Genomic DNA, 15,808 nt, shown 5'->3' on the forward strand with positions numbered 1-15,808 from the left:
AAAAAGGCGAAAAAAAATGACCTTCTGGTCGATTTATCCTAGTTCTCTCAAAACTGAATAGCAGATTGTTTGTTTGGGTATGTTTTGTGACGTACCGTTTAAATAGATAACCTAAAATATAGATCACTTATTAAACCGTTCAATTTATTAGTACTGGTCAGCTAAATGTATCGCTACACGTACACTTCCAGCCTATCAACCTCGTCGTCTACAAGGAATTTCAAGGGATTATTCATCTCTGAGGAGGCTTCCCGCTTAGATGCTTTCAGCGGTTATCCTTTCCATACTTGGCTACCCAGCTATGCCCCTGGCGGGACAACTGGAACACCAGTGGTATGTCCACTCCGGTCCTCTCGTACTAAGAGCAGCTCTCATCAATAATCCAACGCCCACATCAGATAGGGACCGAACTGTCTCACGACGTTCTGAACCCAGCTCGCGTACCGCTTTAATGGGCGAACAGCCCAACCCTTGGAACCGACTCCAGCTCCAGGATGCGATGAGCCGACATCGAGGTGCCAAACCTTCCCGTCGATGTGATCTCTTGGGGAAGATAAGCCTGTTATCCCCGGGGTAGCTTTTATCCGTTGAGCGACGGCCCTTCCACAAGGAACCGCCGGATCACTAAGTCCTGCTTTCGCACCTGCTCGACTTGTAGGTCTCACAGTCAAACACCCTTTTACCTTTGCGCTCTACGTACGGTTTCTGACCGTACTGAGGGTATCTTTGAGCGCCTCCGCTACATTTTAGGAGGCGACCGCCCCAGTCAAACTACCCAGCATGCACTGTCCTCCCACCAGATAATGGTGGCAAGTTAGTTATTCAACTAAACAAGGGTGGTATTTCAAGGATGACTCCACTTAGACTAGCGTCCAAGTTTCAAAGTCTCCCACCTATCCTACACATGTTTAGCCAAATAACAATACAAACCTGTAGTAAAGCTCCACGGGGTCTTTTCGTCTTGATGCGGGTAACCAGCGTTTTCACTGGTACCATAATTTCACCGAGTCCATTGTTGAGACAGCTGAGAGATCGTTACGCCTTTCGTGCAGGTCGGTAATTAGCCGACAAGGAATTTCGCTACCTTAGGACCGTTATAGTTACGGCCGCCGTTCACCCGGGCTTCATATCAGAGCTTCGCTAATGCTAACACTTCAACTTAACCTTCGGGCACTGGGCAGGCGTCACCTCGTATACTTCATCTTGCGATTTAGCACAAAGCTGTGTTTTTGGTAAACAGTCGCCCCTCACTTTTCACTGCGGCTCACTTTATTACAATAAATTGTCTTATATGAGCACCCCTTCTCGCTAACTTACGGGGTCATTTTGCAGAGTTCCTTAACAATGGTTATCTCGCTCGCCTTAGAATACTCATCTTGGGGACGTGTGTCCGTTCTCGGTACGGGTTCCAACTAGATTAAATGTTAGAAGCTTTTCTTGGAAGCATGAAATCATACAATTCGGTAATCGCCGAAGCTTTCCCTATGCGTCACAGCTCAAGGTTAAAATCAAGCGGATTTGCCTACTTGACCCTCTTACTGCTTACCCCACAATCCATTAAGTGGTAGTATTATCCTTCTCCGTCACTCCATCACTCTAGCGGAAGTACAGGAATATCAACCTGTTGTCCATCGACTACGCCTTTCGGCCTCGCCTTAGGTCCCGACTAACCCTGGGTGGACGAACCTTGCCCAGGAAACCTTCCCCAATAGGCGTGAAGGATTCTCACCTTCAATCGTTACTCATTCCGGCATTCTCACTTCTTGCCGCTCCACCAGTCCTCACGGTCTGACTTCAGTGCTGACAAGAACGCTCTCCTACCACTCCCATAAATGGAAGTCCGTAGCTTCGGTATTGTGTTTAGTCCCGTTACATTATTGGCGCAGGGTCTCTTGACTAGTGAGCTGTTACGCACTCTTTAAATGATGGCTGCTTCTAAGCCAACATACTAGCTGTTTGTGAAACCCCACAACCTTTCTCACTTAACACAATTTAGGGACCTTAGCTGACGATCTGGGTTGTTTCCCTCGCGAGCATGGACGTTATCACCCATGTTCTGACTGCTGTGCAATACATAATGGCATTCGGAGTTTAATTGTAGTCAGTACCGCTAGGCGCGGCCATCCCACATTCAGTGCTCTACCTCCACTACTTAACACACAACGCTAGCCGTAAAGCTATTTCGAAGAGAACCAGCTATATCCAGGTTCGATTGGAATTTCACCGCTATCCACAAGTCATCCAAGCACTTTTCAGCGTACTCTGGTTCGGCCCTCCAGTTAGTATTACCTAACGTTCAGCCTGCTCATGGATAGATCACCTGGTTTCGGGTCTATATCTACGTACTGGGCGCCCTATTAAGACTCGATTTCTCTACGGCTCCGCTTTTTTCCACTTAACCTTGCACGCAAACATAACTCGCCGGACCATACTGCAAAATGTACGCCATCACCCATTAACGGGCTCTGACTACTTGTAAGTAAGCGGTTTCAGAATCTATTTCACTCCCCTCACGGGGTTCTTTTCACCTTTCCCTCACGGTACTTGTTCACTATCGGTGTCTGGTTAGTATTTAGGCTTACCGGGTGGTCCCGGCGGATTCAAACAGGGTTTCACGTGCCCCGCCCTACTCAGGATACAGCTAAGAGTCTTATGCATTTCAAGTACGGGGCTATCACCCTCTTTGGCTTACCTTTCCAGGTAATTCTTCTATACATAAGTTTTGTAACTCATAAAAGCTGTCCTACAACCCCAGCTAAAAGCTGGTTTGGCCTCTTCCGCGTTCGCTCGCCGCTACTGACGGAATCATTATTTATTTTCTTTTCCTCTTGCTACTAAGATGTTTCAGTTCACAAGGTATATCTCTACCCAACCTATGTATTCAGTTGGGAGTAACTGGAGATTAATCCAGCTGGGTTTCCCCATTCGGAAATCATTGTTTCATAGCGTATATCCAGCTCCACAATGCTTATCGCAGGTAATCACGTCCTTCATCGACTTCCAGACCCAAGGCATTCACCACTCACTCTTACTTATTTAATAAGTTTGTAACGATCTGACTTAATGTCAGACCTATGATTTATATCTTAAGGTTATCTATTTTATTTAAAACGAAAATTGTTAAAACTTTAAAAGTTTTAATTTTATTTTTTTATTGAGATCAAATTCTAGTATATTAATATACACGAATTCTGTTGTTGTTATATTCATATATAAATACATGAATATTGTTGTTTTATTGGTTTTTGTTATATTTACTTAAGCTTAAAATAAGCAAAAGTAAACATGACGATGTAATTACATTAAATATCTTAAAAAGATGTTCAACATTATTACATAAATGTCTGCTATTCAGTTTTCAAAGAACTATATAGAGAGAATAAAACTCTCAAAACTAGATACAAGATAGTATTGGTCAAAATACCCCATAAACTCGCCTATCATTCAGCATACGAATTACTCGTTGCCTTGGGAAAGATAGGATTTTTGCTTAACCATATATTGTAATTAAATTACTACATTATTAAGACTTGTACTGACCTAAAAAGTGATGTGTACTCCATAGAAAGGAGGTGATCCATCCCCACGTTCTCGTAGGGATACCTTGTTACGACTTCACCCCAGTCACCGGTCCTGCCTTAGACAGTCATCTCCGAAGTTAATAAACCAGCTTCGGGCATTACCAGCTCCCGTGGTGTGACGGGCGGTGTGTACAAGACCCGAGAACGTATTCACCGTAGTATAGCTGACCTACGATTACTAGCGATTCCAACTTCACGAAGTCGAGTTGCAGACTTCGATCCGAACTGAGAGAGATTTTTGTGATTTGCTCCATGTCACCATATTGCGTCATTCTGTATCTCCCATTGTAGCACGTGTGTTGCCCCACTCGTAAGAGGCATGATGATTTGACGTCGTCCCCACCTTCCTCCTGGTTACCCAGGCAGTCTCCCTAGAGTCCCCACCACTACGTGCTGGTAACTAAGGACAGGGGTTGCGCTCGTTGCCGGACTTAACCGAACATCTCACGACACGAGCTGACGACAACCATGCACCATCTGTCATTCCGTTAACCTCCACTATGTCTCCATAGCTTTGCGGAAGATGTCAAGAGTGGGTAAGGTTCTCCGCGTATCTTCAAATTAAACCACATGCTCCACCGCTTGTGCGGGTCCCCGTCAATTCCTTTAAGTTTCACTCTTGCGAGCATACTACTCAGGCGGATCACTTAATGCGTTAGCTGTGACAGTAAATCCTCTACCGTCTAGTGATCATCGTTTACAGCGTGGACTACCAGGGTATCTAATCCTGTTTGCTACCCACGCTTTCGTTCCTCAGTGTCAGTTATTAGCCAGTTAGTTGCCTTCGCCATTGGTGTTCTTCCAAATATCTACGCATTCCACCGCTTCACTTGGAGTTCCACTAACCTCTCTAATACTCTAGTCTTGCAGTATCCAAAGCGGGCCGGGGTTGAGCCCCGGGCTTTAACTTCAGACTGACAAGACCACCTACGAACTCTTTACGCCCAATAATTCCGGATAACGCTTGCGACCTATGTATTACCGCGGCTGCTGGCACATAGTTAGCCGTCGCTTTCTGATAAGGTACCGTCAAGTTCTAGTCATTACCTACTAGAGTTTTTCTTCCCTTATAACAGCAGTTTACGATCCGAAGACCTTCATCCTGCACGCTGTGTCGCTCCATCAAACTTTCGTTCATTGTGGAAAATTCCCTACTGCTGCCTCCCGTAGGAGTCTGGGCCGTATCTCAGTCCCAGTGTGGCGGATCAGCCTCTCGGCCCCGCTATACATCATAGTCTTGGTAGGCCATTACCCTACCAACTAACTAATGTAGCGCACTCCCATCCCCTAGCGAAGCCGAAGCTCCTTTTATATTTAAATCATGCGATTCAAATACGTATTCGGTATTAGCGTTCGTTTCCAAACGTTATCCCAAACTTGGGGGTAGGTTAAGTACGTGTTACTCACCCATTCGCTACTAAGTCTTAAAGTGCAAGCACTTTTAGCTTCGTTCAACATGCATGTATTAGGCACACAGCCAGCGTTCATCCTGAGCCAGGATCAAACTCTCATTAATTGATTCCGGGCTTATGGTTCTTGTATCTAGTTTTCAAAGATCTATTTTGCAGTCAAATATATGCTGTTGCAATAGTTGGTGCCTTATAAGTATAAAAATTGAACCAATTATTTAAAAAATATTAATTATTATCTACCATTCTTATAAAAAGTGCATATTTAGGTTTGCAATGGAGAAATTTTATTATTAAGGGATAGAGATGTTTATATTATTAATTAATGCTACAATGATTATTTGATTTTTATAATAAATATTAATAACTATATTCCATAAATAAAAAAGGAAATAAAAAATAAGGTTTCCCTTAGGTTAAATTTCATAATTGATTCTTTCAATTTTATTTTCATTATCATCAAGAGTTACTACAACAGCATTAACTTGACAATCATTTTTAGAAACTGTGAATCTTGACATTTCATCATAACGCATTTTTAAATATACAGATTCGTAATCAGCTCCAATTGCCGAATTTTTAGGACCTGTCATACCAACATCTGTAATAAATGCTGTTCCATTTGGTAAAGTTTTATCATCTGCAGTTTGAACATGAGTATGAGTTCCTACCAATGCATTAATCTTTCCATCAAGATAAATTGATAGAACTCCTTTTTCTGAAGTTGTTTCTGCATGAAAATCAATAAAATGATAATCCGCTTTTTCTCCATGTTCTTCAATATCATCATACGCATCAAAGAAATTAGAAGCATGCGACTCTTTTCAAGGTTTCCTCAATTCATTAAAAGTTATCCCCATTAATGATGTAACTCTTAATTTCTTCCCTTTAACATCAAATACAATAGAACCTTTTCCTGGATATTTATTACTTACATTTAATGGTCTGATAATATCATTATATTTAAATAATTTATTTATTTCTTTTTTGGCTCAAATGTGATTACCCATTGTAAAAGCATCAACACCAGCATTTTTTAATTTTTCATAATCTGGAAATATCAAACCTTTACGACCAGAAATATTTTCCCCTTGAACTATTACAAAATCAATATCATATTTTGCTTTTAATTTTGGTAATTCACTAACAAGAGTCTTTAAACCTGGTTTACCAAAAACATCCCCTACAAATAGAACTTTCATTTTTCCCGCTTTCTAATATAGTTATATTATACACAATACAAAACAAAAACATCAGAGTGGTTAACTCCAATGTTTAAGATAAAAAAATGCAATTAAAATAGTAAATTAATATTTATTTGATATTTGCAAATTTATTGTCAATAAAATAATAAATAACTTATATTTTAAGTTTTTGTATTATTTCTTTTTTAAATTTCTCATCTTTTTCAAGAAGAACTCTTAAGTTAGCTTTACCTTGAGCAATATTTTTGTCTTGATACTTATATCAAGCACCTTTTCTTTCAAAAATGCCCTGCTCTTCCGCTAAACTTACAACTTCTGATTCAAGAGAGATACCTTTACCAAAATGTATTTCAGTATTAGTTACTTTAAATGGAGGTGCAAGTTTATTTTTTAAGATTTTAATTCGAATATTATTTCCCGTTATATTATCCCCACTACCTAAAGAAGAAATTCTTCTTACTTCCATTCTTATTGAAGCATAGAATTTTAAAGCTCTTCCTCCAGGAGTGGTTTCTGGATTACCGAAAATAATACCAACTTTTTCTCTTATTTGATTCAAGAAAATTATTGTTGTACCATTCTTATTTAAAGACCCAGTGATTTTCCTTAATGCTTTCGACATTAACCTCGCTTGTGAACCAATGGTTTGATCTTTCATTTCTCCATTTAACTCTGCTTCAGGAACTAACGCAGCAACCGAATCAACGATAATTAAATCAATTGTTCCAGTTTTGGTTAATATATCAACAATTTCAAGAGCTTGTTCTCCAGAATCAGGTTGAGAAAGTATAAGTTCATCTATATTTACCCCAAGGGCTTTTGCATATAGTGGATCTATTGCATGTTCTGCATCCACAAAAGCACAAACGCCGCCAGATTTTTGTGTTTCTGCAATTGCATGTAGTGCAAGTGTAGTTTTACCTGAAGATTCAGGTCCATATATTTCCAAAACTCTCCCTTTTGGATATCCATTAATACCTAATGCCTTATTTATCATTAATGAACCGGTGGAAATAACATCAACATCAACAGGTGGTCTTTGTCCCAATAACATGACCGATTCCTTGCCAAATGCAACTTTTATTTTTTCCATGGCATCTTTTATTTCTTTTTTATTCATCATTCACCTCCATATATATGTAGCTACATTTACATAAAAAGATAAAAATAAATATAAAATATTTTTTATTCCTATATTAGTCTAATAGTTATTGCGTTTATATTTTTCCACTTCTTTAATAGCTATTTGGATAGCTTGTTTTCTTATAGAATCTCTATCTCCGTTTAATTTTAATTCTAGAACATTATCATTAACAGCGATATATACCAAACCAACAGGTTTGTTTTCCATAGCCTCTGGCCCTGCATTACCTGTAAACGAAACACAAATATCAACACCAAGAAATTCTCTTCCTTTTTGTGCCATTTCTAAAGCAACTTCTTTATTCACAACTCCTTTTGAAACATTTACACCTAATTTTTTCTTTAAATCTGTTGCATAAGTTACAACTGTACCTCTATAATATTTGCTAGATCCTGGAATAGAAGTTATATATGCAGCATATGCTCCACCAGTAAATGATTCAACTGAACCTAAAGTAATTATTTTTTTCATAGAATAATTATATTAAAAAAAGAGCATTGCTCTTAATTAAAATTCTTATCAAATATTTCAATTGATTTATTATCACCTTTAATAAGTAAAGTTACTTTCTTAATATTATCTTTTATATAAATATCAGATACTTCCACTGAAAAGATACCTTGAATATTTTCTATTTTGCTTGAGTATTTAGAGATTTCTTCTTTTTCCTCAAGTTCAAAAGTGATGTTTCTTGATTTAAGCTGATTTTCATCATATTCTTTAAAACTAACTTGTTCAACTTCAGAATCAATTTGGACTTCAGCAATAAATGCATCAATCGAATTAATTGAAGGATGAATTTTACCTATTCAACCAATTGTTTTGCCTTCATATTGAATAAATGCAGAAACTCCTTCATGGAAAGTTTCTCCTTTTGCTCTTACAAAGGTAACAGGTTTTTTAATAATATTAATAATATCTTGTTTTATTTCTGTAAATGATTTTATTGTTGAAGCAATTGCTGCAACATGAACACCATTATTAATTCTACCAATATCAAATATCGAGAGTTTATCCATCTTTCTTTTAGAATTATATTCAATAACTCCCAATAAAGAAATTGCCATTGAATTTCTAATAACTTCTCTTTCTTTTGAAACAAACGTTTCTAATTCAATTGTTTTTTCAAAAGAAAATGGATTGAATATATTTTTTTCTTTTGAAATTAAAGAATAAGTTCATACTTCTTGATAACCCATTGCAGCGATATCACTATGTTTATGTTGAACAAATTGTACATAAGAAGGATTCACAAAAGGTGCACTTGGTTCTAAGTTATCATATCCAAATAGTCTAATGAATTCTTCATTAATATCTTGTTGCGCTTCAATATCATGTCTATAGTTGGGAATAGTTATTGTTGACTGATTAACAGTAAATCCAAGTGTATTCATTTTTTTACATAATTTTACAAAATCAACATTTGAAATTTCATGACCAATTAATTTATCTATTTCTTTTTTATTAAATCCAATAACTTTTTGTTCATACTTACCTAAATTTTTAACTTTAGATATGTTTGGTAGTCTATTAGTTAAATAAGTCCAAGCTAATTCTTGAGTACCGATACCAAGTCTTTTTGAAGACTGTCTTGAAGATAAAGAGTTAAGTTTTGTTTGTTTAGCAGTATGTCTAACTTTTTTAATGTTAAAATTACCGACTTCAATAATAACATCTTGAGTAGAATTATTTACTCCAGTTTCTTCAAATCCCATAACTCCAGCTGCGGATATAGCCTTATTTTCATCTTTAATTAATAAAGCATCCTCAAAATTTATTTCTGTTCCACCTAAAATAATAGATTTTGAGTCCATTGTTTTTGCAGTTATATTACCCGAAATACTTTTTTTATCGTAAACATGAACTGGTTGTCCTGTCATTAAAAGTGTTAAGTTTGTCATATCAACAATTGGTGATATCAATTTAATATCAGATTTTAGAAGTATAAGTTTTTCTTCTAATGATAACTCAATACCCTCTACTTTTGTTTCAGCCATTGTTAATAAGTCAGCTTCACCATTTTCAACATTAATTGTTGTTTCAAAACTTCCCTCTATAATATTTGCAAATTTTGGTGATTCTTCTATATCTAAATATGCTTTTAATTCTTGAGCCATTACTAAATATGAATTTGAATCGGATCTATTTGAAAGAATATCAATTTCTATTATATGATCGTTAAAACCTTGAGTTTCTAAAGGATCAGATGAGAGATCAGTATTTTCATCGAAAATTTGTAATTTTCCTTTTCATTCTGCTGGTAATAAATCCTTTGTAGAATTCTTAACCAATTCTTCATAGGCACAAAGCATCCCTTCAGAATCAATACCCTTCATTTTTCTATTAGAAAATATCATTTCTCCAAGTCTTGAACCGGGTACAAAAGCCATAACAACTTTTCCTTCATTACCTATTACAGAATTATCGGTTGTTTGAATAGTTCTAATTTTATCTTCGAACTGAATTTGACAAACATTTAATTTATCACCTTCAGGATTTTTTGAAACTGAAATAATCTTTCCGTATTTAACGCCTTCAGCATCAATAAAAGGTTCGTGTTGTTCAACTTCAAAACCAAGTTTATTAAATGCAATAGTCATTTCTTCAACGCTTCAGTTTTTTGGAGCTTTAGATAATTTTTTAAGTAAATTAAATGAAAATAACATTATTCCACCTCCTTGAATTGATTCAAGAATCTTAAATCATTTTGATAAAATTCTCTAATATCATTAATACCATATTTAATCATAGCCATTCTTTCAACACCAATTCCAGCAGCAAAACCATTCATATTATTTGTATAACCAGCCATCTTTAGAACTTTATCATTTAAAATACCGGCACCAAGAACTTCTATTCATCTTCCTTTATAGAAAATATCAACTTCTACAGAAGGTTCAGTAAATGGGAAAAATGAAGGACGAAGTCTAATGTCAACATTTTCTTCTAAGATATATGAAACTAGTGATTTAAGAGTTCATATTAAGTTAGGGAATGAAACACAACCAATGTTTGCAAGATCTATTTGTGTAAACTGATGTGAGTGTGTTTGATCATCGTCATCATTTCTATAAACTCTACCAATTGCAAATTCGGCAAAAGATTCATTAGCATGTTTTTCCAATGTTCTAGCTGTAAATCCAGTATTATGAGTACGCATTAAAGTTTCTTTATTTATATAAAGTGAATCTTGCATATCTCTTGCTGGGTGATCTTTAGGAATGTTCAAACGTTCGAAATTATATTCATCAGTTTCAATTTCTGTACCTGTTGATTCAAAATAACCATTTTGATTAAGTCAATTTCTTGCTCTATTAGAAATAATAGTTAAAGGATGCAATGAACCAGATTGTTTCATAGGTTCAGTAACATCAACTCATTCTCCATTAACTTTATCCGCAATAGCATTAAACTCAATTTCTTTTAATTTATTTGCAAATGCAATTTCAGCAGCAGTTTTTAATTCAGTAATTTGTTTACCGATTTTACCTTTTTCAGATGGCTCTGCAGCTCTAATTTGCATTTGAAGTTTTTTGATTTCTCCATCCTTACCAAATACTTCAGCCTTAGCTTTTTTCAAATCTTCTAGTGTTTTTACGTGTGATAAATCCATATCAACCTCCATTTTTAATATAAAAAGCCCAAGATTGGGGACTAACGTACCACCCCATTCTAGGACTCTCTTATGTTTTAACGCAACAAACGGATGTTATTAACATCTCTTAGTCGGCGAATTCAAACTTTCCATACTAGCTCCGACATCTTTGATTATATATTTGTATTAATTATACATAATTATTTTTATTATTTAAATACTTCTTTTTCATTACAAAAATTACACTTAATTTCTATAAAGCCATGTTCTTTAATAATTTCTTCTTGTTCTGCTTTTGGTATAGTTCCAAGAAGCTCTTGAAATTTTTCTTTTGAACATGAACATTTTCATTCAAGATGTTTTTCTTCTAATTCAATTCCATCAATAGCTTTTATGAATGATTCTATTGAGTGATCTTTTAATTTTTGATTTTTTGTAAATTTTTCAACTCATAAAACATCTTCTTCAGTATATCCAGGAAGCATTTGCATTATAACTCCATAAGCTCTTTTAACATGTGAATTATCTCCCAATAATATAGAAGAAAGAACAGCTGATTTAGTTTGTTCTGATGCTTCAAAATAATAAGCCATATCTGTTACAACATCACCCTTGGCTAATTTAACTTCTCCACCAAATGTTAACTTATCAACAGTTTGTAAAATCTTCAATGTTCCAACCGGACCAATTCCAACTCCAAGTGGTAAAAGATTAGGGTTTGTTTTATCATATTCCGTAGCAACTCTTGGATTTGCAATTGATGCCCTAACATAACCTTGTTCAGTAGATTCAACGATTACAGTCCCTGTTGAACCATCTCCATTTAATATTGCTGATGTTTTTGTATTTCTCTTCATTGTTGTAAGTGGACCAAATATCGCAATAGAAGTCGCAAGTATTAAAGCACCAAGTGGTAAGGCTTTATGTTTTTTAACTGCAACATTAGCAATATCTGTCATATCTGATATATAAATTCTTATATTATTTTTTGTTAATAAATGTACTTTTCCCATAGTTTATTTATTATATACAAAAAACACCATTAATAAATAGCTATTTTAAAATCAACTTTTTATTTTAAAACTTAAATTTTATTCTTTAAAGTTGCAGCAAAGTAAAATTGTCTTTGCAAAAAAACTTTTTTTGTTATTGTAATTTAAATCACATAATCACATAAGAATTATTTAACGATTTTTTTATCATCACAAAATTTTGTTTGTTCTAAATTATTTAATCATTAATATTGAGAGTTGATTATAAATTAAATTTATTTAATAATTATTGAAATTATAGTTACAAACACAAATTAAAATATCTATAGTTTTTCCAAGTAATATAAACTTAAAAATAATAACACTAATTACACATCAAGAACAACGAGGTGATTAAGAAAGAAAGATAGTTGAAGCATTAAGAACTAAATAATGTGATGGTAGAATTCACAAGATAAAATATATTAAAAGCAAAACTTAAGAAAACACTGAAAATACCATATAAAAAATCACTAAATAAATAGTGATTAATTATTAATATGTTATATCTTTATTTACTTTTTCTTTATGTTCTAAATAAAAGCCAAGTGTTGCCAAAGCCATAGCTATTGTTGGTGGAACTGTCCACTCAATAGAAATATTAATTGCGATTAAACTTACAAATGCAACAAATGTGTATGAATCTTTATAGAATGCATAAATTAATAAACCACAAAAAATTGTATTAAAAATTGAAATTGTTAAACCAATAATTAATGCGTATATATATTTTGCAATGTGTTTTTTCTTATCGGTCGCTTCTTTATTTTTATTTTTAATAATTTTACCAATTCAAATAACTAATATTAATGGTATAAAAATAAGCATCCTACCAATTACAAATATTACTATCAATTTCCCTCATCCTAGTGCAACGATAGGCGGTTGGAAAACTATACACCCAAGTAAAGAGCTTAACGCAAAACAAGTTAAACCAAAAATTGCACCTTTTCATCCATAATGTATTGTTGAAAGCGCGACTGGTATAGCCATCATTGTAGCATTTATTGGTCCAATTTTAATATAACCAATTTGAGGAACAAAGGTCATTAGTAAAAATATAGCTACGTATAAACCTAAAAAGGTTATTGTTCTAACTTTTATTTTTTTAAAAACCATTTAATTCTTCCAATACTTTCATACCTTTAATTGTCGCTTCCTCAATAAAAATTCCTGGTATATATTTTTCAACTAAATAAGAATGACCTCCAGAAATAAAAATATCTGCATTTCTATCAATTTCCCTAATAAATCCTTTCAACATGTGTGAATGACCCTTCAATACGCCAATCGATAAACATTCGCTTGTATTATTACCAAGTACTTTATCAATTGGATTTAAATTTATTTCAGGAAGTTTAGCAGCATTATCTATTAACGATTCAAAAGAACCCTGAATTCCAGGCGCTATTATAAAACCTTTAACATCTTTATTTTCTATATGAGTAATAGTTGTTGATGTTCCAAGATTTATAATTATTGAATTATTAGATTTACTTGCTGCAAATACAGATAAAGCAATAAGATCCGCACCAATAGTTTTAGGATCTGTAGCGTTTATTTTCAAACCTGTCTTAATTGGAAATGCTAGTATCTTAGGTTCTATTTGAAAGTACTTTTTAACCATCCTTGTCATCAAAGATGTTAATCTTGGTACAACTGATGTTATAAAAACTTTTTCCACATTATTTTGGATAATATTTTCTGGCAACATATTAAAAAAAGAGTCTATCGTTATGTTTTCATCTTTCGTTTTAAAAGAGAAGTATTTTTCTTCTTCTTTTTCGCGAAAATTCAACTTGATATTAGTATTACCTATATCAAAATATAATTTCATTTTTTCTCCTGTAATAAGACATCACAAAAGTGATGAATATAGTTATGATACCCTCTATAAAAAGTAGAGCTCATTAAATCTACTTTAAAATTATATTCTAAATTTAAAACTTAAAACTTGAATTGGTAAAAAATTAAATGAAATATTTTTTACTTTATTATCATTTATGATATTACGAAATTAGTTATAATTATAGTACTCACTTAAAGGAGAGAAAATATGGATAGAAAAATTTTGATAGTTAACGGTGGTTCATCTTCATTGAAATTTCAAGTATTGAAAGCACACAATAAAGATTTAATTGCTTCAGGTATGGCTGAAAGAATTGAAGTAGATGGAATTTTCACAATTAAGGTAAATGGCGAAAAATTTAGAATAGATAAAACCCTAAATAATCACAAAGATGCAATTGCTCTTTTGATGGAAGAATTAAAAAATAAAGAAATTATTAAGGATTGAAAAGAACTCGTTGGTGTTGGACACAGAATAGTTCAAGGTGGAGAATTTTTTAAAAAATCTTCATTAATTACAAAAAAAGAATTAAAAGAAATTAGAGAATTAGCTAAATTGGCTCCTCTACATAACCCAGGAGAAGCAGATATTATTGAAGCATTTATGTCATTATTACCAAATGTGCCGAATGTTGCAGTATTTGATACTTCATTCCATCAAACAATGGAAAAAGAAGAATTTATGTATGCAGTTCCAAATGAATGGTATACAAAATACGGAGTTAGACGTTATGGAATGCACGGAACATCTCACAAATATATAACTAAACACATGGAAGAACACTTAAAAAAAGATAGTGTAAATCTAATAGTGTGTCATTTAGGTAATGGTTCATCATTATCAGCAATTAGAAATTCAAGAGTTATAAACACATCAATGGGATTAACACCTTTAGCTGGTTTAATAATGGGAACACGTTCAGGTGATTTGGATCCTGCAATCGTTAGTTATATGAGTGGACAACTAAATAAAGACGCAAATTATGTTGTTGATTTATTAAATCACGAATCAGGTCTTAAGGCACTTTCAGGAATTTCTTCTGATATGCGAGATATTAGAGATGCTGCTGACAAAGGTGACGAAAGAGCACAATTTACAATTAGATCATTTTCAAGAAGAATAGCAACTTATATTGTTGATTATGCAAACCAAATAGGAGAAAAACTTGATGGAATAGTTTTTACCGCAGGTATTGGTGAAAATTCTAAGGAAATAAGAGAAGCAATTATAAGTGAAGTTAAAATACTAGGACTTGAATTGTGCGATGAAAGAAATGGAGAGAAATACGAAGACATTTTATTAATTTCTGATGACTCTTCAAAAATACCTTTATTCGCAGTTAGAACTAATGAAGAAATAATGATTGCTAATGATTTACTAACTTTCATTAAATAAAATGATAAAAAAATCTACTTAGGTAGATTTTTAAATTCCAAATTATTATTTAAATAATAGTATTCCAAAATTATTCAAAAAAAACTCGAGTTATGAAAACTCAAGTTTTTTTGTGAAGTATTCAATTAAATTATAATTAGTGAATACTTAAAGTCTATTAAATATAAAGTATACATATAGAAATTAATGTAAAAGTAATACCAATGGCAATCATTAAATAAATGCCAATCTTTTTCTTCTTAGATTCTTTTTGTTCCAAATCATAAGGAGAACTAGATCTTTTAATATGATATTTTTTTTCAATATTTTTTTTATTTGATTTTTTATTCAATGCAGAACTGGCAGTATTTCTCATAGCATAACGAGATGTTGAAGCAAGTCCTGAACGAAATAGAAGTCATAATAAACCAAAACACATTTCCACAACACCAAGAATTGCCATAACAGTTCCGGTGTCTTTCTTCATAAAGTATCCAACAACAATTATAAATATTGCAATTAATAATGTCATTATTAACGCTATTGCTATTTGTTTCCTAGATTCAGAATCACTAAATATTTTTTTTAATACATTTTGTTTTTTATTTTTATTCATAGTA

Annotated in this window: 10 protein-coding genes and 2 rRNA genes; 1 reads left to right on the forward strand and 11 read right to left on the reverse strand. The window is 33.5% G+C overall.

Going from position 1 to position 15,808, the window contains the following annotated elements; genetic code table 4:
* Positions 1-126: 126 nt before the first annotated feature.
* The 10 genes from C4B24_RS00425 to C4B24_RS00470 form a co-directional block, all read right to left on the reverse strand.
* Positions 127-3,042, reverse strand: a 23S ribosomal RNA gene (locus C4B24_RS00425).
* A gap of 523 nt (positions 3,043-3,565) precedes the next feature.
* Positions 3,566-5,097, reverse strand: a 16S ribosomal RNA gene (locus C4B24_RS00430).
* Together the 16S and 23S rRNA genes form the textbook arrangement of a ribosomal RNA operon.
* Positions 5,098-5,406: 309 nt before the next feature.
* Positions 5,407-6,192: a TIGR00282 family metallophosphoesterase gene (locus C4B24_RS00435; protein ID WP_131598269.1), complete on the reverse strand. Its 786-nt coding sequence runs from the start codon at positions 6,190-6,192 to the stop codon at positions 5,407-5,409.
* A 157-nt stretch (positions 6,193-6,349) separates the two neighbouring features.
* Positions 6,350-7,318, reverse strand: coding sequence for a recombinase RecA (recA, locus tag C4B24_RS00440; protein WP_131598271.1), 969 nt, complete (start codon positions 7,316-7,318; stop codon positions 6,350-6,352).
* 78 nt (positions 7,319-7,396) lie between these two features.
* Positions 7,397-7,810, reverse strand: coding sequence for a CinA family protein (locus tag C4B24_RS00445; RefSeq protein ID WP_131598273.1), 414 nt, complete (start codon positions 7,808-7,810; stop codon positions 7,397-7,399).
* 32 nt (positions 7,811-7,842) lie between these two features.
* A complete protein-coding gene (locus C4B24_RS00450; protein WP_131598275.1) occupies positions 7,843-10,005 on the reverse strand; it encodes a phenylalanine--tRNA ligase subunit beta in 2,163 nt (720 codons plus the stop codon).
* Positions 10,005-10,952 (reverse strand): phenylalanine--tRNA ligase subunit alpha, encoded by a 948-nt coding sequence (gene pheS / locus C4B24_RS00455; protein WP_246005062.1) that lies wholly within the window; start codon positions 10,950-10,952, stop codon positions 10,005-10,007. The genes C4B24_RS00450 and pheS overlap by 1 nt, the downstream gene beginning before the upstream one ends.
* Before the next feature lie 191 nt (positions 10,953-11,143).
* Positions 11,144-11,947, reverse strand: a complete 804-nt coding sequence (locus C4B24_RS00460) for an Hsp33 family molecular chaperone HslO (RefSeq protein WP_131598279.1) — start codon at positions 11,945-11,947, stop codon at positions 11,144-11,146.
* A gap of 513 nt (positions 11,948-12,460) precedes the next feature.
* Positions 12,461-13,084: an ECF transporter S component gene (locus C4B24_RS00465; RefSeq protein WP_131598281.1), complete on the reverse strand. Its 624-nt coding sequence runs from the start codon at positions 13,082-13,084 to the stop codon at positions 12,461-12,463.
* Positions 13,074-13,802: a type III pantothenate kinase gene (locus C4B24_RS00470; RefSeq protein ID WP_131598283.1), complete on the reverse strand. Its 729-nt coding sequence runs from the start codon at positions 13,800-13,802 to the stop codon at positions 13,074-13,076. Before C4B24_RS00470 ends, C4B24_RS00465 begins: the two co-directional genes overlap by 11 nt.
* Before the next feature lie 219 nt (positions 13,803-14,021).
* Between C4B24_RS00470 and C4B24_RS00475 the strand changes: the two genes are divergently transcribed.
* Complete coding sequence (locus tag C4B24_RS00475; protein WP_131598285.1) at positions 14,022-15,209, forward strand: acetate/propionate family kinase; 1,188 nt, start codon at positions 14,022-14,024, stop codon at positions 15,207-15,209.
* 157 nt (positions 15,210-15,366) lie between these two features.
* Here the strand turns inward: C4B24_RS00475 and C4B24_RS00480 are convergent, their stop codons facing one another.
* Positions 15,367-15,804, reverse strand: a complete 438-nt coding sequence (locus tag C4B24_RS00480; protein ID WP_131598287.1) for a DUF3899 domain-containing protein — start codon at positions 15,802-15,804, stop codon at positions 15,367-15,369.
* Between the last annotated feature and the right edge of the window lie 4 nt (positions 15,805-15,808).

This window comes from Mycoplasma marinum (genome assembly GCF_004335975.1).
In the GTDB taxonomy this organism is placed as follows: domain Bacteria; phylum Bacillota_I; class Bacilli_A; order Mycoplasmatales; family Metamycoplasmataceae; genus Mycoplasma_K; species Mycoplasma_K marinum.